This window comes from Thiorhodovibrio litoralis, from assembly GCF_033954455.1.
In the GTDB taxonomy this organism is placed as follows: Bacteria; Pseudomonadota; Gammaproteobacteria; order Chromatiales; family Chromatiaceae; genus Thiorhodovibrio; species Thiorhodovibrio litoralis.
Genome location: NZ_CP121473.1, coordinates 407,467 through 426,330 on the forward strand (window position 1 = coordinate 407,467; position 18,864 = coordinate 426,330).

Genomic DNA, 18,864 nt, shown 5'->3' on the forward strand with positions numbered 1-18,864 from the left:
TCGGGCAGCGAATCGAAAAGACCCAGCCCCGGTGCAGGTCCGCCGAAAACCGCTGGCAGCCCCACGATGCGCGCCGGGCATTGGGTGCGGCGAAATCTCTTTTCCACGCCGTTTAACAGCGCCCTGACCCTGCTGATCCTCTACGGGCTCTACCTGGCCCTGCCGCCGCTGATCAATTGGGCCATTATCAATGCGGACTGGATCGGCGCCAGCCGAGAGGATTGCACCAGCGGCGGCGCCTGTTGGGTCTTCATCGGTATGCGGCTCAATCAGTTTCTGTACGGCTTTTACCCGGCGGAGGAACAGTGGCGGGTCAATCTCGGCTTTTCGCTGCTCGCTCTGTTGCTGGTGCCGCTGACCATCAAGGGCTTTCGCCACAAGCGCCCGCTTGCCTTGGCGCTGGTGCTTGGCTATCCCGCCATCGCCTATCTGCTGTTTCATGGCGGCGTGCCCGGTCTGCCGTTGGTACAGACCCACCAGTGGGGCGGGCTGATGCTCACCCTGGTGCTGGCAGTGGTCGGCATCGTCTTGGCGCTGCCCTTCGGCGTGCTGTTGGCGTTGGGGCGGCGCTCGAAAATGCCGATCATTCGCGCGGGCTGCATCACCTATATCGAGATCTGGCGCGGCGTGCCGCTGATTACGGTGCTCTTCATGGCCTCGGTCATGCTGCCGCTGTTCTTTCCGGGCGAGGTCACGGTCGATAAGCTGCTGCGCGCCATGATCGGCATCGTGCTGTTCCAGTCCGCCTACATGGCGGAGGTGGTGCGCGGTGGCCTGCAGGCCATTCCTAAAGGGCAATACGAGGCCGCCGAGGCGCTCGGGCTCGGCTACTGGCGGAGCATGCGGCTGGTGATTCTGCCGCAGGCGCTGCGGCTGGTCATTCCCGGCATCGTCAACACCTTTATCGCCTTGTTCAAGGACACCACCCTGGTGCTGATCATCGGCCTGTTCGACCTGCTCGGCATCATCCAGCAGGCGTTTACCGATCCTAACTGGCTTGGCTATGCAGTGGAGGGCTATGTGTTTGCCGCACTGGTGTATTGGATTTTCTGCTTCGGCATGTCACGCTACAGCCAGACGCTGGAGCAGGAGCTCAACCGCGGGACCTCAAGATGACCGAGAGCGAAAGCATCGATTCAACCGGGACGCAAACCGCCGCTGCTAACCCGATGATCCAGATCCAGGATCTGCATAAATGGTTCGAGGAGTTCCATGTCCTCAAAGGCATCGATCTCAATGTCGCACGGGGCGAGCGCATCGTCATCTGCGGGCCTTCTGGCTCCGGCAAATCCACTCTGATCCGCTGCATCAATCATCTCGAAACCCACCAGCGCGGGCGCATCGTCGTCGACGGCATTGAGCTCCGTGAGGACTTGCGCAACATCGAGCAAGTGCGCAGCGAGGTCGGCATGGTGTTTCAGCAGTTCAATCTCTTCCCGCACCTGACGGTGCTGGAGAACTGCTGCCTGGCCCCCATCTGGGTGCGCCACATCCCGCGCCGGGAGGCCGAGCGCAGTGCCATGGAATATCTCGAACGGGTGCGTATCCCCGAGCAGGCCGACAAATACCCCGCGCAACTCTCCGGTGGTCAGCAGCAACGGGTCGCTATCGCCCGCAGCCTGTGCATGAACCCGCGGGTGATGCTATTCGACGAGCCTACCTCGGCGCTCGACCCGGAGATGATCAAGGAAGTGCTCGATGTCATGACCGAGCTCGCTAGCGAAGGCATGACCATGCTCTGCGTCACCCACGAGATGGCCTTTGCCCGCACCGTCGCCGACCGCGTGCTCTTCATGGACGGTGGCGAAATCCTCGAGGCGGCTCCGCCCGAGGCTTTCTTCAGCAATCCCCAGCACGAGCGCACGCAATTGTTTCTCGGTCAGATCTTGTAACCAGCTGAGGGCTAGCACCCTCAGCCATGGATTCGAGAATCTCTACCAGACACTGCCGACCAACTGACTAGAGGTTTATATGGCCCGGGCCAAAGGCCGATATGGACCGGGACCTTAATCTACCGAAAACAGCTCAGTCCTTTTCGCTTAAGCCGGCATTAGCCAGAGCTTTCTTGCAACGGCCACTGATCTGCTTCTCGTGCTCTTGTAGGCAGATAATCAGCCGCCCCTCGCCTTTGGACACCGAGTCACAGTATTCATCGAGATCATCGTCGCATTCGTCGGCCACATCACTCAGGAGGCCTACGGCTTGTTCAAGTTGCACGGAGGCATCATAGAGGGCCAGCTCGCACTGCCCAGAGAGCTTGTCTCCGTATGCGTATAGACAGGCCAGCACCCGGCCGGCTCCAGGTGTGACTCCAGTGCAATGCGTTTCAAGCTCCTTCTCACAGCCTTGCGATATCGCTTTGGCGAGAGGATTCTCCTGTGCCAAAGCGCCGAAAGACAAGACATTGAGGAGAATCAGGATGGTCGCGCCGAATATGGATTGTTTCATGTTAATTTGCCTTCGTTTGATGATTGACTTTGTTGGCGTTTTGCCTTTGTGTTGGGATTACGATTAGCCATCTAGCCTGAACTGGTGCAGCTGATCGCGTAGCATTTGCGCAAGCTGCTTGAGGTTCTCTGTCGCCTCGGACATGCGCTCGGCGCCACGTGAGGTCTGATCGGCGACCTGGCTGATGTTGACGATGTTGCGGTTGATCTCCTCGGCCACGGCGGATTGCTCCTCTGAGGCGCTGGCGATCTGCTGGTTCATGTCGGTGATGGTGCCGACCGCGTCGGTGATGGAGTCGAGCCCGGCGCCAGCCTCGACGGCTTTGTTGACCGATTCCTTGGCCTGGGCCTGGCCGTGCTCCATCGCGGCGACAGCCTCTGTGGCAGCCGACTGCAAGCGCTGGATCATCTGCTGGATTTCGTCGGTCGAGCTCTGGGTGCGACTGGCGAGGCTGCGCACCTCGTCGGCCACGACCGCGAAGCCGCGACCCTGCTCGCCAGCGCGGGCGGCCTCGATGGCGGCGTTGAGCGCGAGCAGGTTGGTCTGCTCCGCCACGCCGTTGATCACATCGACCACGGCGCCGATCTGCTCGGCATCGTTTTCGAGCCGCGAGATGACCTGAGAGGCCTTTTCGATATCGTTGGCCAGCTGCTCGATCGATGTCATGGTCTGCTGGACAATGGCCTTACCGTTGCTGGATTGCTGGTTGGCGTTGCGCGCGGCATCGGCGGCGGCCGCGGCGTTGCGTGCGACCTCCTCGACGGTGGCCGTCATCTGGTTCATCGCGGTGGCGACCTGGTCGGTCTCCGCCTGCTGCTGGCTGACGCCGGCGTGGGTCTCGTTGGTGACCTGGCTGACCTCGCGGCTGGCGCTGTCGAGTTGCTCGGCCGACTGAGAGACTTCTCTGACCAGCCCCTGGATGCGAGCGATGAACTCATTGAAGCCCTCGGCCAGGCGCTGCATTTCGCGGTTGTTCTGCGGTGGCAGACGGAAGCTCAGGTCGCCGTTCTGCTGGGCTGCGAGCATGGCGTCAACGGCAGAGTCGATCGGTTGGGAAACCATGCGGTAGCTCAGCCAGCCAATCAGGCCAATCATGCCGCCGCCGGCAAGGATGACCAGTAGCACGAGCATGATGACCTTATTGCGCGTCTCTGTGCGAGACTCGGTCAGCGGGCGGATAATCTCAAAGGAGCCGTGCATGTCGCCAAGGCGCTTGCCGTCCATGCGAAATCCGGTGATGTCGGTTCCGTCAGTCCGGCCCCAGAGCTCCTCGCTGCGATCCGGGTTACCGTGGCAGTCGAGACACATGTGGCTGAGATAGACCGGGCGGAAGTAGCGCACGGCGTCCAGTTCCTCGTCGATGACGAAATGCTCTTCCACATCCGGGTTGTCTTTGAAATAGGTGAGCACTTCCGCCTCGACTGGATCGGGCTCGTTTTGTTCGTTGCGGGCGCCGCGGCGTGGTGTGCGGAACTCAAAACCGCCCGCTTCGGCCTTAGCCTTCGCGGCTTCCCAGGCGGTGATGACGGGGACCGTGGCTGCCATCTTGTCCCAGCGCTCATCCTTGGAGAGGTCTGTGGACTCGTTGATCTCGCGCAGCATTTCAGCCGAGAACAACCCCAGGCGCCATTTTTCGTCCATGTTCTCGCGCATGGACTCCGTCAGTAGCAGCAGGTTGCGCGCGGCATGGACCTCGCTTGCGACCGTCTGTTTAAACTCATCCCTAGCGTAGAAGACGAGTGCTACGCAGACCACGATGATCAAGATGGCGGCGGTCGCTGCCACAATTCGAAAGCCGACGCTGTTGATTGCTTTCACGGCGAACGGTACCTGCACGATGGGTTAAATAAAAAGCGAGCCGACCGCATGGCGCCTAGGCCGGTGGGGGCGTTCGATCATGTGCGCGAGTCTCGGCAGACTAATGATAGCCACTAACGACTCCGCCGGATTTTACAAGGCTATGCGCAACAATGGGTGCCGTCAAGCAAGCGGAACAGATCGCGGTTGCCGCATCAAGGCGTCCGGCTTGCCGATGTCGCTGCCGTCAGGGCGGATCGCAGCGGCTGCGGTGAGCGGATAGCCCTCAGCAAAGGTCGTGAACAAAGATTGGCATCCGCCGCTGTGAAGCATGCGGATGCGGTTGGGAGTCGCTAGCGGCTTGCAGCGCCAGCGCCTGCTCAACCACATAACGGTGGTGGGTAAACAGAATAACCTGGGTTTGGGCGGAGAAACTCGCCAGCGCCGCCAGGGTGGCGCGCGAGCGCTGATCGTCGAATTGCACCAGAATGTCGTCGACGATCAGCGGCAGTGGTTCGGCATGCGCGGCGCGCTGCTCGAGCGTTGCCAGGCGCAAGGCCAGGTAGAGTTGGTCGCGGGTGCCGGTGCTCAGCGCCTCGACCCCCAGACGCTCGCCGCTGCGGCGCCTGGCGACCAGGACCGGCTGCTCCCCCTGGTCGAAATCGATTTCGACCGCGCTGAAGGCGCCTTCGGTCAGCTGGGAGAAATACCCGGCGATCAATGGCAGCAGTGGATCGCGATGGCGCTCCGCGAAGCGATCGCGGGCGTCCTGCAGCAGGCGCGTGGCGAAGCGCCGCTGCAGCCATTGCTCGGACAGACGTCGGATGCGCGCGCGTGTCTGGGCGAGTTGAGCGGCGAGCTCGGCGGCATGGGCGCTGCCATCCATCGCCGCCAGGGCTTGGCGGGCGTGGAGCTTGCGCTCGATGGCTGCGCGCTCGCGCGGGCGCAGCTCCATGGTGAGCTGTTGCTCGAGAGCGTCGAGCTCGGCACTGAGTGCATCGCGCTCGAGCGACGCGGCTTCGGCGCGCAGTTCGGGGAGCGCTCGGCCGTCGCCGGACTGGCGCAGTGTCTCCTGGAGGGCGTCGCGCTCGCTGTGCAGGTCACGCTGGCGCGCTACGCGGGCCTCGACGCCGGCAAGTGCTTCGGGCGCTGGGCAGCCGGCGATGCGACAGAGCTCCGAGAGCATGGCGCGGGCGCCAGCCTGAGTGGCGTCGATGCGCGCAAGCTCCTCTTCGGCCTGACGGAGTTGGGAATTGATCTCATCGCGGCGGGTGCGGGTTTCGCGCTCCCGCCCGAGGCGCTGGCGCAGCTCGCCGAGCGCCGGCTCAAGCCCGCTGTTCTGGAGATCGGGGGCCAGACGGGCGAGCAGGTCGCGGGCATGCTGCTCGAAGGCGCGGGCATCGGCATCAATCGATTCGATACGGGTGTCCAATTCCGCCTCACGGTCGAGCAGCGCAAAGAGTTGATCCAAGCGCTCGAATTCCTCGGTCACCGCCTCGCCATCCCGCTGCGCCGGCAGGCCGAGCTGCGCGAGCAGTGCTTGCCAGCCTGTCTGCCAGTCGGCCAGGTCCCGCTCGGCGGTCGCTGCCTCGGTGTCCGCGCCCTGACGCCGCGCACGCAGATCCTGGAAGGATGCTTGCAAACTCGCGTGCTCTTGCGTCTGCTCCTGCATCCGCTCGAGCTCACGCTCGGCGCTGCGCAACAGCGGGGCGAGACGTTGCTGGGTGGCGGGTGCTGCCGCAGCTTGGTTTGGGTTGATCGACTGGTCAGATGATTGGCTTGCGGACTGGTTAGTGAGAGGCTCGACGGCCTGAGTCGGCGCCAGTGGCTGGTCCATCGCCCGGGTCAATCCCAGCGACAAGCGGGCGCGATCCTGCTCAAGCCGCTGCAGGCGTTGCGCAAGATGGGCGCGCTGACCGGCTTGCTCGATCAGCGGGCGCACCTGAGCGTGCCAGTCGCGCATCGCGGTAGGCTGGTGTGGGTGAATGCCGAGCGCGGCCCAGAGAGCATGCCATTCCTGCGCCAGGGCGCTGCTTTGGGATGCGTTTTCGCCGATCTTGCGCTCGAGCTCCGTGCTTTGCGTCTGTGTCTGCTCGAGCTTTGCCTGCATGGCTGCCTGCTCGTGCACGCTGGCGGCCTCGCGCCGCAGGCGATCGGCGATGCTGTCTGACTCGCTCTGGCTGGCTTCGAAGCGCTCGGGTAGTGGGGCGGCGGGCGTCTCGGTTGCCTGCGGCGCGGGTGCAGGAGCGGGCTCGGGAATGGACGCGGAAATGGGCGCGATGTCGCTCGCGCTGCCAAAGCATTGCGCCTTGATTCCCTGCCACAGCCGCTCGCGCTGGGCGCGGGCCGCGTTTAGCTGGTCTTCGGTCGGGATCTGACCAGCCAGTTGCAGGGTCCGCAGCCGCTCATTCAGGCGCGTGCGCTCGGCGCGAATCGCGGTCAGATCGGCGGCAAGGCGCTCGGCGGTTTGGTGCAGGCTGGACTCGCGCTCGACAAATTCAGCAATGCGCGTCGCGTTCGGCAGGGCGGCGCGACATAGACTGTCCAGGTCGCCGGGCCAGAGTCCGGCGCTGGCCAGAACCCGCTTGGCCTCGTTGGTGTGATGCGCGAGCTCGTCGCTCAGTTCGGCGATACTCTGGTCGAGATCGCCAGCCCGGCGCGCGGCCTTTACGGCGTCTTCCAACGCTTCGCTCGGTGGTGGGACCGGGCAGGCGGCCAGCGTGGCTTCGCGCTGTTCCAGCTGGTGCTGCAACTCGCGCTGCGCTTTGTGCGCATGGGTGACGGCGGCGCGCACTTTGGTGCCCTCGGCGGCCAGCTGCGCGGCGCCGCGGCGTAGCGCGAGCAGCGGGCGCAGGGTTTCGGCCTGTTCGAGGGGTAGCTCGGGGCGGGTGACGGCGAGTGCTTGGGTGGCTTGCTTGCGCAGTGCGTCGCGCCGGGCGAGCAGGCCGGGGCGGTCGTTTGCAGCCTTGCGATAGCTGCCGAGCTCTTCGCTCAGGGCCTCAATGGTGTCGGCTTCAGCGAGCAAGGCACCGGCGACGACCAGGCCGTCGGCCTGCTGGCGCAGATGCGCCAGGCGGATGTCGGCACTGGCGCGCTGGGCGGTTGACTGCTGCAGCTGGCGCTCGGCCTCTTGGCGGCGGGGGGTGAAATCCTCGGGCAGTGCGGGAACGTCGCCGATGGTCTCGAGCTCGGCGTTGAGCTCATCGAGCCGGCTGAGACTGGGCTGGGTGCGGCGCACGCGCTCGAGCAGGCTGCGGCGGGTTTCGGCTGCAAGAATGTCTTGTGCGATCGCGGCCAGGGCCTGTGCGGCCGCGGTCAGCTCACGGTCTGCATCCTCCCAGTCGCGGGCGCTGAGACCGGCGGTTTTCAATTCACGCTCGAGATCGCGGTAGCGGGCCAGCTCCTGGTTCAGCAGCGGCTTGCTGGCTTGGGGGCGATAGAGCTCGTCGGCACTGCTGGTCAGGGACGCGGCGATGCCGCGCAGATTGAGCTGACCGATGACGGCGCCGAAGAGCGCATCAGCGGCGGCGCCGTGCTCAGCCAGCAGTTCCTCGCCACCGCTGACCAGGGTTTGATGGTCGATGCCGAACAGGCGTTCAAAGGTCGCGGCATCCACGCCGCCGAGCAGGGCGCTGAGTTCCTGCTCAGGAATGGGGCTCTGGTCCGGGTCGAGCAGGGTGTTCTTGTTGCCCTTGCGCCGGGAGCAGGAAAGCTCACGGCCATCGCGTGCCTGCAGACGCGCGCCAATGCGCAGATCGCGCGGACCATGAATAAAGTCATCCCGAGTGCGCGCCGGGATGCCGAATAGCAGCCCATGCAAGGCACGCAGGGCCGAGCTCTTGCCGGCCTCGTTGGGGCCATGGAGGATGTGCAGCCCCTGTGCGCTGCCGCCGCTGCTCAGGTCGAGCCGGCAGTCAGTGAAGGGGCCGAAGGCCTGCAGGTGGAGCTCAAGCAGGTGCATGCGGGTACCGCTGGTGCAGCTCGTTCATCTCGCGCTGCTGGTGGGCCTTTTGCTGGCTCGGAGCTTGGCGACTGTGCTTTGTTGTTGCAGGCGTGGTCATTGCGTCTGATGACCCTGAGTCAAGTCGCCACGTAGATGCGCGAGCAGCAGGGCATGGGCATCGCGCAGGCACTGTTGCAGGTCGCCGTCGGCGCGGTTCAGGCTGGCGGCGCTCAAGTCCAGTGCATCCTCGCCATGGCGCAGGCTGGCCGGCAGCTTGCGCGCAAGCTCCTCGACATCCTGCAGCAGTTCCTCGGCGAGCGGCGGGTGTTCCGGGTCTGGCAAGTCTGGGGCTGCTAATTCGGTGTCTGGCAGGCTGGGGTCTGGTAACTTGGGATCTGATATGTCAGGCGAGAGAACAAAAGACGCGGGATCAGCCAGGGTTTCAAGCAGGGGGCCGAGGCTGGGTGCGTCGGCTGAAGGCTGATCGGCACCCTTGCGCCGCTCGGGGCGCTTGGTGTCGAGAACGAGCTTCTCAATCCAGATTCCACGACCCGCGATCTCAAAGCCCAGCACCCGGCATTGGTTCAAGAGTTGTTCAGCGCCGGCTCGCAGTTGCGCATCCTGCTCGGTTTGACCGCAGAGCCTCAGACGCAGGGCCAGCAGACGGCCATCGGCGGCATCGAAGGCGTTCTGCAATGCGCGTGCGATGCGCTCATCAATCTGATTTCGCGACGGGTTTTCTGCCACCACAAGCTCAAGCTGCTGCCAGCGCACCACATCGAGTGCGTGGTGCTCGGCAGATTCGATGCGACCGTCCTGAATGCGCACCAGGGTCGCGCCTTTGGCACCGGTCTCGCGCGCGTGGCGTCCCTGCAGGTTGCCAGGAAAGATGATCCAGGGCTGCTCGGTGACGACTTCGCGCCGATGCACATGGCCGAGCGCCCAGTAGTCGTAGCCGAGGCGAACCAGGTCATCGAGATGACAGGGCGCGTAGCTGGCGTGGCCTTCGCGGCCGTCGAGTGCGGTGTGCAGCAGGCCGATATTAAAGCCGTGTGGATCGGCTGGCGGATAGGCGCGAGCGAGGTTCTGCTCGACCTGACGCGTCCCATAGCTGTGGCCGTGAATCGCCAGGCCGGCCTGCTCGAGACGGATGGTTTCGGGCGCGGCGCTCGGGAACTCATGGACATTGTCCGGCAGGCGCAGATGCCGGCTGATCTGGCTGGCGGCGTCATGGTTGCCGCGCACCATCATGACTGGAATGCCGGCTTCTTTGAGCCTTGCCATCTGCGCGGCGAAGAATAGCCCGGTGTTGTAGTCGCGCCAGTCGCCGTCGTAGATGTCGCCCGCAAGCAGCAGGGCATCGACGGATTCGGCGATCGCCAGCGCGACCAGATTTTCCAACGCGCGGCGGGTGGCTGTGCGAATCTCCTCGACTGGCGCGCCTTCATAGGCTTCGAGCCCGGTCAGTGGACTGTCGAGGTGGAGATCGGCGGCGTGCAGGAAGGCGGGCATGGAAAAGTGGGGGATGGATGGTGGATAGAGGCCTGCTTAAGTGAGCGAATGTGCGGGAGCGGTCCTACTGCGGCGCGGGTTGGATTCCTTATCTGGCTGGTGACGGCAAGTGTAACAGAGTGCCGAGTGGGCAGGTGTGCGTCTTGATGCATTGATAATTGAGGTGACTGCAGCGGCCAAGGCTCGGATAATGGCCCCAGATGATGATCTCCAAGCCGACTATTTCTAAGTCGACGATCCTAATGCTTAATTGAGTCTCTGGCTCAGGAGCCAATGATGCAAGAACACAATCCCGAAGCGGGCGCGCCGTCGCCGAAAAATGCGTTGCGCCTGCGACAGAGCGCGGCGAAAGTCGTCAAGCTCTACGACCCGCGCACCTGGAAGGAAAAAGGCCTGTGGTGGACCCTCGGGCTGCTGCTGCTGACCGGTGCCGTGCTGATGGTGCTGACCGGCATTTATTGGTCGCGCAGCCCCAGCATGTTCGATGTCGAGCAGAACGCGCTGGAGAAAGCTGATGGCGATCAGGCCAAATTGGTTCCCGGCTATGTCACCACGGCCACCGCGATGCGCATCGGCGAGACCCTGCTCGACAAGCCTGGCGGCTATATCACCAATGACGTCCTTCCGCCGGGACTCTACCTCGACAACATCAAGAACTGGGAATTTGGGGCTCTGACAGAGTTGCGCGACTTGGTGCGTGCGCTGCGTAACGACTTCGCCCGCTCGCAAACCCAGTCGACTGAAGACAAAGATTTGCAGCTCGGTGAACCGCAATTCCATTTCAATTCGGATTCATGGATTCTGCCCTCGACCGAATCGGCATATAAAGAAGGCCTGGGCTATCTCGAGAATTACCTGAACCGCCTGGCCGATAATAAACAGTTCGACGGTCAGTTCTACAGCCGCGCGGACAATCTGGCCGCTTACCTGGCGGTAGTCGAGAAACGCCTCGGCAGCTACGCGCAGCGTCTCGCGGCCAGTGCTGGGGAAATGCGTTTCAACATCGACCTGGCCGGCGATCCGAACGCGACCAAGTCAACTCCCACACCATCGCAAACGGAAGTGAAGACTAACTGGTGGGAGCTCGACGATATTTTCTTCGAGTCACGCGGCTACTGCTGGGCGCTATTGCACACGCTGAAAGCGACACAGGTGGACTTCAGGAAGGTGTTGGTGGACAAGAACGCGGAGGTCTCCCTGCGCCAGATCGTCCGCGCGCTTGAGAACACCCAGAAGCCCATCTGGAGCCCGTTGATCTTGAACGGCACCGGCTTCGGTCCCATGGCCAACCACTCCCTGGTCATGGCGTCCTACATCTCTCGCGCCAACGCGGCCATCATCGACCTGCGCAACCTGCTCGAGCAAGGTTAGCCACCATCACGATGAATTGTTTTCTTGATGGATTTCCTCAAGGTCATCCAGCAAATAGGCGGCGCCCTCGATGCGCAGCAGGTGCGGTATGCCTTGATAGGCGGATTTGCGATGGCTTTGCACGGCTTGCAGCGCGCTACCGTGGATCTGGATTTTATCCTGATGCTGGAGGACCTGAACCGGACTGACCAAATTTTGACAGGTGCGGGTTACCGGCGTGTCTTTACCAGCGAGAACGTCTCGCATTATGTTGCCGACTCCCCAGACCTTGGCCGCATTGACCTGGTTCACGCCTTTCGGGGGCCGAGCCTGAGCATGCTCGAGCGTGCCGAACGCATTGAGATCGCCCGAGACCTTGGGCTCCCCGTTGTCCAGGTCGAGGATTTGATCGGCTTGAAGATACAAGCGGCTGTTAACGATGAGCAAAGGGCTGCGGCGGATTGGGTTGATATTCAGCTGATGATTCAGGCTGCGGCGCTGGCTGGAAACTCCCTGGATTGGTCGCTCATCGAAGATTATCTTGGTATCTTTGGGCTCAACTCCGAGCTAACACGCATGAGGGACTGGTATGGCCAGACTAACGGCCGATGACCGCGCCGCATTTCGGCGCTTGACCAACAAAGGCTGGGTACAGTCCTTGGACGAGCGCAGCCCCCGCGTGGTCAAACCGACTACCGAAGCGCGCTACCGCTACTGCCTTTGGGCAACTGCAGCCGCGAAGTTTTTTCGCGGCAAAAAGCCAGTCCGCTTCGGCGGCGAACATTGGAAGCTGTAAAGCCTATCGCGCGACTCATCTCGTCTCGGTGCACGGCGAACAAAGTGAGGGGGAGCACGTGACTGAGGTTGGTTATCTACTTCTCGTGCTAGTGATGGCAGTCGCGTTCATCGTGCTTGCCACCTCACAGTTGAAGTGGCACCCCTTCATTGTCCTGTTGATGGCCTCCTATGGCATCGGCTTTGGCGCTGGCATGGACCCACTGGCCATCGGCGCCACCATCCGCTCCGGGTTCGGCAACATCCTCGGCTATATCGGCATCATCATCATCCTCGGCACTCTGATCGGTACCATCCTGGAGCGCACCGGGGCGGCGATTACCATGGCCAATGCGGTGCTCAGGCTGCTTGGCGGTCGCTTTCCGGGGCTGGCAATGAGCCTCATGGGCTACGTGGTCTCCATCCCGGTGTTCTGTGATTCCGGATTCGTCATTCTGTCATCGCTGAAACGGGCATTGGCGGAGCGGGCCAAGGTGTCGGCGGTGATGATGAGCGTCGCCCTGGCCACTGGCCTCTTTGCCTCTCACACCCTGATTCCGCCAACCCCAGGCCCGATTGCGGCTGCCGGAAACCTGGGGCTGAGTGACAAGCTTGGGTTGGTTATCGTCGCCGGGATTCTGGTCTCCTTCGCGGCGGTATTGACCGGCTATGCTTGGGCGGTCTTTGTGGGTCAGCGCCTGAGCAGTGGCGAAGATGGCGCCAATTTTGACGAGGCGGCCTACGAAAAGGCTCTGAAGGAATACGGCAAGCTGCCCTCGGCGACCATGGCCTTTGCTCCGATCATGGTGCCCATCCTGCTGATTGCACTCGGTTCTGTCGCAGCCTTCCCCAGTCATCCTTTGGGCGAAGGCACCGCCTTTGCGATCATCAGCTTTCTGGGCAAGCCCATCAATGCGCTGTTCATCGGCTTCTTTATCTCGCTGGGCCTGCTGCCGTCGTTGACCAAGGTGACCACCTACGATTGGATTGAGGACGGTCTCAAGAGCGCGGCCACCATCATCATGATCACTGGCGCCGGCGGCAGCCTCGGGACCATCCTGAAAGAGGCCAGCATCGGCGAGGTGCTGGGCAACGCATTGGCGAGTTACAACCTCGGCATCTTCCTGCCGTTCGTGATCGCCGCAGCCTTCAAGACCGCCCAAGGGTCCAGCACCGTGGCCCTGGTCGCGACCTCAGCCCTGATCGCGCCGATGCTGCATTCGCTGGGACTGGATTCGACCGCTGGTCAGGTGTTAGCGGTCATGGCCATCGGCGCCGGGGCGATGACCGTATCTCATGCCAATGACAGCTTCTTTTGGGTGGTGGCGCAGTTCAGCAAGATGGACGTCAGCACCGCCTATCGGGCGTTGACGGTGGCGACCCTGATCCAAGGACTGACTGCGGTGGCGGTGGTGTACCTGATGTCGCTCGTATTGCTATGAACTCCCGCACTGCGATCAGGACCGGGCCGATGCGGGTCTTGGTGGCGCCAGATTCCTTCAAGGGAAGCATGGACGCGGCGACCTTTTGTGACATCGCTGAGGAAGTGTTCAGTGCCTGTCTGCCCGACTGCGAGGTGCCCAGTTGCGAGGTGATTGGCCTCCCGATGGCGGATGGTGGCGGGGGGACCGCCGAGGCGATGGTGAGAGGCACCGGCGGCGAACTGCGGATGCTCACCGTGACTGGCCCCATGGGCACGCCGGTCGGGGCCAGTTACGGCCTGCTCGGCGACGGCCTGACTGCGGTGGTGGAGATGGCGCAGGCGTCGGGGCTGCCGCTGGTGCCACCGGGGACGCATGATCCGCTGCGGGCGACCTCCTATGGCACCGGCGAACTGATCGCCGAGGCACTGGGGCAGGGGGCTGAGCACGTCATCCTGGCGCTGGGCGGGTCGGCGACCAACGACGGTGGGATGGGCGCACTGCAGGCGCTGGGTTTCCGCTTTCTCGATCATGCCGGCGCCCCGGTTGCCCCAACAGCTGAGGCGCTGATGCAGATCAGGTCGGTGGTTACTGACGATCTCCATGTCAGGCTGGGCTCGGCTCGCTTTACTATCGCGTCGGACGTTACCAACCCCCTACTAGGAAAGCGCGGCGCGACCGCAGTCTATGGTCCGCAGAAGGGGGCCGACGAAATGGCGCTGCGGCACTTGGAGCTGGGTTTGGCCCATTTTGCCGATCTCACCGACCAGGCGACCGGGACCGATCACCGCGAACACCCCGGCGCGGGGGCGGCCGGCGGCATGGGATTCGGGTTCTTGAGTTATCTCGGGGCCGCGCTGCGCAGTGGTTTCGAGGTCGTCGCCGAGACCTACGGCCTGGAGCAGCGGCTCCAACAGGGCCATTGGGACCTGCTGATCACCGGCGAAGGACAGGTGGATTTTCAGAGCGTGCAGGGCAAGCTGGTCGGACGACTGGCCGAGCTGGGGCAGGCGCACCAGATTCCGGTTCTTGTGTTGGCGGGCTCAATCAGCGGTGATTTGGAGGGCCTGTACCGCGCCGGTGTGACCAGCGTGTCAAGTATTGTCGAGGGGCCGATGACCCTGGAGCAAGCGATGCAGCAGGCGCCGATGCTCTTGCGGCGGCGCTTGACGGACCTGCGCCGATTGTGGCGGGTCCGGAGCTTGGTCTATCACGCAACGTCTTGATTTGGTCAATATCCATGGCAAACCGCAATCAATCGAAAAAATCGATCGGAAATGGCGATAAATTCCGTTTCTTTCTTGCGATTTGGGGCTAAACTTGAGTGGAGAGGTATGGATTGGGTCGGTCGGTTTTTGACGCGGAGGTTCACCATGACTGCGAAGGCTGCATCCGTTCGCCGGGATTCGCCACTGAAGGCCACGACTGATGGCAACATCACCGTCGGCAAGAGAGTGGTCTCCACCGACGAGGAGGGCTACCTGCTTGAGCCGGAAGACTGGTCCGAAGAGTTCGCCCTGGCCTTGGCCGAACGTGAAGGTCTGAAACTGACGCGCCGACATTGGGCGGTGATTCGCTATATGCGGGGTTACTTCAGTGACCACAACGTCCCCGTGGGCTGCGTCGATCTTGACACCATCCTGCATTTTCGCTCCCACTGGCCGCGGGTCCGCGGTCAGCCGCGTTGGTGGCCGGGGCTGTTTCCCGCCGGAGGACTGCGACGGCAGGGGCATCGGCTTGCCGGTCTGCCGCGCGTTGAGCACCACCATGGATGCCGGCTCGATCTCTGATCGCGCGAGCCTTTTCAAGCATTCGTCTAAAGCCACCGGGGTTGAGCCATTCGTTTCAAGCCATCCGGTGCTATTCATCGCTAGGTCGCCAAGCGTGTTCCTTTGCCCTTGACCAGCGCTTCCCAGTTCGCGTACGGGGCAGGTGGGCGGTAGCTGAAGGTTTTGCGGTCGTAGTGACCGGAGATGGTGGTGATGACGCGCATCAGATCGGTCGCCGCGGCTTTCACGCCGTCTTCCGTCACGCGCGCGCCGGCCCAATCGTCGTTACCGGGCCAGGAGACATGATCCCAGGCGACCAGGCTGTAGAGGCGGCAGTTGCTGCCAAAACCGGGGATGACTGTGACGGTCAGCTATCAGGGCCTGCCCGGTGATCCCAGTATCAGCGTTGGTTTCGACTGAGGCGAGCAACCGACGCCTTGGGACCATAGATTCAATTGATAAGGCTCGGCTTTGTGCGCTTCGATCATGGCGTTATCCACAGTCTTCAGCCCCTGGCGGCTAATGCTCGAACCGGAGTTGCAGATAGGTCAGCTTGCCGCGCTTGCCCACGCGAATCCGATCAGCCAGACGCTTGAGCATGATCAGCGGCAGCGCATCCAGCGCGCGCTCGAGCCGTTCGTCATCCTCGTCTTCCATGATGCTCGCGAGGTCGACCTGATCGACCTCCGGGGCCATGCTCAACGCTAGGCCCTCGTAGGAGAGCGTGAATTCCAGGAAGAATTCATCGAACGCCGCCTCCAGCAGCAGCGGCGGTGAGTCAGGCTGGCGCAGTGGCTCGATCAGCTCGATGGCTTCACCGAGGCTTTGGGCGGCGCGGGCGATGACAATGCGCCGCGCGCCCCATGCTGTGCCCTGGCTGTCGACAAAATCCTGAGCGGCGGCGACAGGCGTCCGCTCGGGCACCGGGAAGTTCGCGCGCTGCTTCACGCCGATTTGAAAGACGGCATTGAGCACCACGGCGACGATGGCGGCGACCGCCAAGGAGGATGCCAGCAGCGGCTCGGCCCAGGACGGCGCCGTCGCGGGAAGTTCGGGAAGAACCACGATGGCCATGCCGGCGACGATGGCCAGCCCGACCACGAATACTCGACGCGGGTTGAGCAGGCGCGACAGGATGAGCTCCATACCCGCCACGATCAGGTAGCCGGCGGTGTAGATGAGGATGGCCCCAACCACGGCGCGCGGAGTGTTCGCGATCAGCGCGCTAACCTGTGGCATAAAAGCAAACACCAGCAGGAACAGACCGGCGATGAGCCCCACTCGCCGCGCCGCGACGCCGGTGGCGAAGGCGAGGCCGATATTGGCCGAGGAAATTCCGGTCGACGGCGTTCCCGTCAGGCCGGACAGCAAGGTCGCGATCCCTTGCGCAAAAATCCCGCGACTGACCATCGGCAGGTCGGCGCGGCGCCAATCGGCGTCGTTCATCTTGTCCAATGTAAGCAGGTTGCCGAAGTTATCGACGGCGTTCACCACTTCCACCATCACCATGGGCAGCGCGGCGGCCATGACGAGCACCGGCGTCGGCAGTTCGGCCAACGGTAGATCAAACAGCGGCAGATCGAACAGACGTGCCGCCGACTCGGACGGCTCGGCCTGGCCTAGGTCAAGACCGAAAACCACCGTGACCAGGTAACCGCCGCCCACGCCGATTAAAACCGCATAGTTGCGCCAGCGCTGACCGCCCCAAATGGACAGGGCGATGATAATCATCAGCGTGAGCCCCGCCACCAGCGCGGCGGAGCCGTCGATAACAACAGCCCCAGCGGTGAGACCGAGGCTGCGCTCCACGCCACCCTGCACCAGGGACAGACCGAGCATGGTCACCACCACGCCGGTGACCTCCGGAGGAAAGATCGAGCGCAGCCGCGATACCCCGCGCGATAACAGCAAGACGAGGATGCCGCCGATGAGCAATCCTCCGGCCGCGGCCTCCAGGCCCAAGGTGCCGGCGACGGCAATGAAGGTCCCCAGGGTCACAGGCGTTGGGATATGAACCACGAGATGACCCGCTCCAAACCGGGTGGCGCTTGCCTGCAACAGGGTCCCGACCGCCGCGACCAGGATGCAGGTGGACACGAACTCCTGGACAGCGCCGCCGCTCAAGCCCAATTCGCTGGCGGCGATCACCCCGTAAACCGAGAGCATCAGAGCGAGGAGCGCATGCTGCAGCCCCAGTGCGAGGGTCATGCCAAGCGGCGGCGCCTCGTCGACTGCATAGAGCATGTCGCGCGGCTTGCTGAGGGAGCGCGGATTGGGCTTGGGCAGCCAGCGATTCAGCCAGCGGGTATGGATGTTTTCGCCCATGTTGGTCGCTCCTGTTCTCGCGTGCGCGGCGGGCATGGCGCAGTTCAATGGGTTATCCTGGCATCAGCGAGAGGACAGCATGCCATGGCCGATACCCGACTCATTCTCTATCACACCCAGCCCGTCAGCGCGCGCACGCGTTTTGTGCGCTTCGATCATGGCGGCATCTGCGGCTTTGAGCCCCTGCCAGCGCGAACACACCTGGACGAAGATGACCCCGACATCGCCAGCAAGTTGGTCTCGCATCCGGCGTTTTTGCTGCGCGATGCCGAGAAACGGCTGCGGCTGGAGGCTGGCGCCTTGGAGGTGCATGCTGGTTTTCGCGCGACACCGATGTCACCGGGTGGCGCGATTGAGGTCAGACTGGCACGCTTCATCAGCCTGGACCCGCCCTTCGCGGAAGTCGCGGCGGTCGGCGGCGCCTTCATCGCCTTGACCGAGGCACGCGAGCTGCCGCCGGTGGAGTTGGAGTTACTCCGCCGCGCTTATCAACGCATTCTTGGTTAGGCGGTGATCCAACTCCGCGGCATGAGCGCCGATTTCGATTCGGCTCTCGATGCGGTTCCCAAAGCCGCTCCCGATCCGGCTCCCGCTTCGGCCTTGGACGCCACTCAGGCTGCTGAGTGACGGCGCGCATAATCATGCAAGGCGTCCGTGATCGGCTGATTCGCATAGTCAGACACGGCCTCAACTCCACTCGCGGCCAGCTTCTCCCGCGGCGGGTCGCCGATCATGGCGACCAGCACCGCCTGGCAGTCGGCCACCGCATCGAGAATGCCACCGAGGGCGGAGCTGATCGATTGCCCAGCCACACAGTATTGCTCGATGTCGCGCTGCTCCACCAACTGGCAATGCTCGGCGCTGAGCTCATAGATCAGAAACTGTCTGGCATGACCGAAATGGGTGTCGATGGTCACACCGTCCTTGCTCGCAACCGCAACTTTCATGCGTTTTCCTCCAAGATTGTCCGCCAGTCAGCCACAGCCCCCGGCCCGGAGGTCGCGGCAACTCTGGGCCGGACCTGCGCAGTTAGGATCGTCCATTGCTTATCGCGCGGAACCAATGAGTTCAAGCGTTCGCTGATCCGGCACGCCGTCGAAATAGGCGTCAAGCAAGCGCTCAAAGACCGAGCTACCGCCAGAAGGCGGCGCGGGCAGGCAGTTGAACAGTGTGGCGCACGAGCGTAGCTTGATGTCATCCGGTGAGCCGAAGATGTCGTGCGCCGAGCGGCCGGTCACGCCGAGCACGGCCTCACAGCATTCCACCAGTCGCGATCCCAGTATCTCGTGCTGCAGATAGGCTGCGGCTTCGGCGAGGCTCTTGATTGCATAATGCCGAGAAGTCGCGCTGAATCCGAGCCCGGCGAACTGCGGGAAGATGTACCACATCCAATGCGACTGCTTGCGCCCCGCGCGGATCTCGGACAATGCCTGATCGTAATGTTGCGCTTGGGCTTGCACAAAGCGATGCAGGTCATGCGGGTCGTTAAGTTCCATCATCCCAGTGTCCAAGTGTATAGGTGTCC

Annotated in this window: 16 protein-coding genes; 8 read left to right on the top strand and 8 right to left on the bottom strand. The window is 63.0% G+C overall.

Translation table 11 applies throughout. The annotated features are described in order from the left end of the window. Positions 1–66 precede the first annotated feature (66 nt). Positions 67–1,116 (top strand): amino acid ABC transporter permease, encoded by a 1,050-nt coding sequence (locus Thiosp_RS01905; RefSeq protein WP_201068990.1) that lies wholly within the window; start codon positions 67–69, stop codon positions 1,114–1,116. Continuing rightward, a complete protein-coding gene (locus Thiosp_RS01910) occupies positions 1,113–1,892 on the top strand; it encodes an amino acid ABC transporter ATP-binding protein (RefSeq protein ID WP_430738961.1) in 780 nt (259 codons plus the stop codon). The genes Thiosp_RS01905 and Thiosp_RS01910 overlap by 4 nt, the downstream gene beginning before the upstream one ends. A gap of 133 nt (positions 1,893–2,025) precedes the next feature. Here the strand turns inward: Thiosp_RS01910 and Thiosp_RS01915 are convergent, their stop codons facing one another. The 4 genes from Thiosp_RS01915 to Thiosp_RS01930 form a co-directional block, all read right to left on the bottom strand. After that, the gene (locus Thiosp_RS01915; protein WP_201068989.1) at positions 2,026–2,448 is read right to left on the bottom strand and encodes a cysteine rich repeat-containing protein; all 423 of its coding nucleotides are present in this window, start codon (positions 2,446–2,448) and stop codon (positions 2,026–2,028) included. Between the two features lie 63 nt (positions 2,449–2,511). Next, the gene (locus Thiosp_RS01920) at positions 2,512–4,266 is read right to left on the bottom strand and encodes a methyl-accepting chemotaxis protein (RefSeq protein ID WP_201068988.1); all 1,755 of its coding nucleotides are present in this window, start codon (positions 4,264–4,266) and stop codon (positions 2,512–2,514) included. A gap of 265 nt (positions 4,267–4,531) precedes the next feature. Then, positions 4,532–8,206, bottom strand: coding sequence for a YhaN family protein (locus tag Thiosp_RS01925; protein WP_201068987.1), 3,675 nt, complete (start codon positions 8,204–8,206; stop codon positions 4,532–4,534). Between the two features lie 96 nt (positions 8,207–8,302). Beyond that, positions 8,303–9,700, bottom strand: a complete 1,398-nt coding sequence (locus Thiosp_RS01930) for a metallophosphoesterase family protein (protein WP_201068986.1) — start codon at positions 9,698–9,700, stop codon at positions 8,303–8,305. Between the two features lie 273 nt (positions 9,701–9,973). Between Thiosp_RS01930 and Thiosp_RS01935 the strand changes: the two genes are divergently transcribed. From Thiosp_RS01935 to Thiosp_RS01955, 5 genes are all read left to right on the top strand, one after another. Then, positions 9,974–11,071, top strand: a complete 1,098-nt coding sequence (locus tag Thiosp_RS01935; RefSeq protein ID WP_407702760.1) for a DUF2333 family protein — start codon at positions 9,974–9,976, stop codon at positions 11,069–11,071. 27 nt (positions 11,072–11,098) lie between these two features. Then, positions 11,099–11,662 (top strand): nucleotidyl transferase AbiEii/AbiGii toxin family protein, encoded by a 564-nt coding sequence (locus Thiosp_RS01940; protein ID WP_201068985.1) that lies wholly within the window; start codon positions 11,099–11,101, stop codon positions 11,660–11,662. Between the two features lie 278 nt (positions 11,663–11,940). Further along, a complete protein-coding gene (locus Thiosp_RS01945) occupies positions 11,941–13,266 on the top strand; it encodes a GntP family permease (RefSeq protein ID WP_207188161.1) in 1,326 nt (441 codons plus the stop codon). 29 nt (positions 13,267–13,295) lie between these two features. Then, positions 13,296–14,471, top strand: a complete 1,176-nt coding sequence (locus Thiosp_RS01950) for a glycerate kinase family protein (RefSeq protein WP_201068983.1) — start codon at positions 13,296–13,298, stop codon at positions 14,469–14,471. 147 nt (positions 14,472–14,618) lie between these two features. Then, positions 14,619–15,035: a TusE/DsrC/DsvC family sulfur relay protein gene (locus Thiosp_RS01955; RefSeq protein ID WP_201068982.1), complete on the top strand. Its 417-nt coding sequence runs from the start codon at positions 14,619–14,621 to the stop codon at positions 15,033–15,035. A gap of 80 nt (positions 15,036–15,115) precedes the next feature. On the opposite strand, the gene Thiosp_RS24925 is transcribed toward Thiosp_RS01955, so the two are convergent. Both Thiosp_RS24925 and Thiosp_RS01965 read right to left on the bottom strand, forming a co-directional pair. After that, complete coding sequence (locus tag Thiosp_RS24925; protein ID WP_456129275.1) at positions 15,116–15,385, bottom strand: hypothetical protein; 270 nt, start codon at positions 15,383–15,385, stop codon at positions 15,116–15,118. 148 nt (positions 15,386–15,533) lie between these two features. Next, complete coding sequence (locus Thiosp_RS01965) at positions 15,534–17,339, bottom strand: uracil-xanthine permease family protein (RefSeq protein WP_201068980.1); 1,806 nt, start codon at positions 17,337–17,339, stop codon at positions 15,534–15,536. 84 nt (positions 17,340–17,423) lie between these two features. Here Thiosp_RS01965 and Thiosp_RS01970 point away from each other — a divergent pair, with 84 nt between their 5' ends. Continuing rightward, on the top strand, positions 17,424–17,846 hold the full coding sequence (locus tag Thiosp_RS01970; RefSeq protein ID WP_201068979.1) for a hypothetical protein: 423 nt from the start codon (positions 17,424–17,426) through the stop codon (positions 17,844–17,846). 104 nt (positions 17,847–17,950) lie between these two features. On the opposite strand, the gene Thiosp_RS01975 is transcribed toward Thiosp_RS01970, so the two are convergent. Then, complete coding sequence (locus Thiosp_RS01975) at positions 17,951–18,286, bottom strand: NifB/NifX family molybdenum-iron cluster-binding protein (protein WP_201068978.1); 336 nt, start codon at positions 18,284–18,286, stop codon at positions 17,951–17,953. 99 nt (positions 18,287–18,385) lie between these two features. Further along, positions 18,386–18,838, bottom strand: a complete 453-nt coding sequence (locus tag Thiosp_RS01980) for a DUF1810 domain-containing protein (RefSeq protein ID WP_201068977.1) — start codon at positions 18,836–18,838, stop codon at positions 18,386–18,388. Positions 18,839–18,864: the final 26 nt, after the last annotated feature.

Coding starts and splice junctions, on each gene's coding strand:
- Thiosp_RS01905 (WP_201068990.1), top strand. CDS start 67: ATGCGCGCCGGGCATTGGGTGCGGCGAAATCTCTTTTCCACGCCGTTT.
- Thiosp_RS01910 (WP_430738961.1), top strand. CDS start 1,113: ATGACCGAGAGCGAAAGCATCGATTCAACCGGGACGCAAACCGCCGCT.
- Thiosp_RS01915 (WP_201068989.1), bottom strand. CDS start 2,448: ATGAAACAATCCATATTCGGCGCGACCATCCTGATTCTCCTCAATGTC.
- Thiosp_RS01925 (WP_201068987.1), bottom strand. CDS start 8,206: ATGCACCTGCTTGAGCTCCACCTGCAGGCCTTCGGCCCCTTCACTGAC.
- Thiosp_RS01930 (WP_201068986.1), bottom strand. CDS start 9,700: ATGCCCGCCTTCCTGCACGCCGCCGATCTCCACCTCGACAGTCCACTG.
- Thiosp_RS01935 (WP_407702760.1), top strand. CDS start 9,974: ATGATGCAAGAACACAATCCCGAAGCGGGCGCGCCGTCGCCGAAAAAT.
- Thiosp_RS01940 (WP_201068985.1), top strand. CDS start 11,099: ATGGATTTCCTCAAGGTCATCCAGCAAATAGGCGGCGCCCTCGATGCG.
- Thiosp_RS01945 (WP_207188161.1), top strand. CDS start 11,941: ATGGCAGTCGCGTTCATCGTGCTTGCCACCTCACAGTTGAAGTGGCAC.
- Thiosp_RS01950 (WP_201068983.1), top strand. CDS start 13,296: ATGCGGGTCTTGGTGGCGCCAGATTCCTTCAAGGGAAGCATGGACGCG.
- Thiosp_RS01955 (WP_201068982.1), top strand. CDS start 14,619: ATGACTGCGAAGGCTGCATCCGTTCGCCGGGATTCGCCACTGAAGGCC.
- Thiosp_RS01965 (WP_201068980.1), bottom strand. CDS start 17,339: ATGGGCGAAAACATCCATACCCGCTGGCTGAATCGCTGGCTGCCCAAG.
- Thiosp_RS01970 (WP_201068979.1), top strand. CDS start 17,424: ATGGCCGATACCCGACTCATTCTCTATCACACCCAGCCCGTCAGCGCG.
- Thiosp_RS01975 (WP_201068978.1), bottom strand. CDS start 18,286: ATGAAAGTTGCGGTTGCGAGCAAGGACGGTGTGACCATCGACACCCAT.
- Thiosp_RS01980 (WP_201068977.1), bottom strand. CDS start 18,838: ATGATGGAACTTAACGACCCGCATGACCTGCATCGCTTTGTGCAAGCC.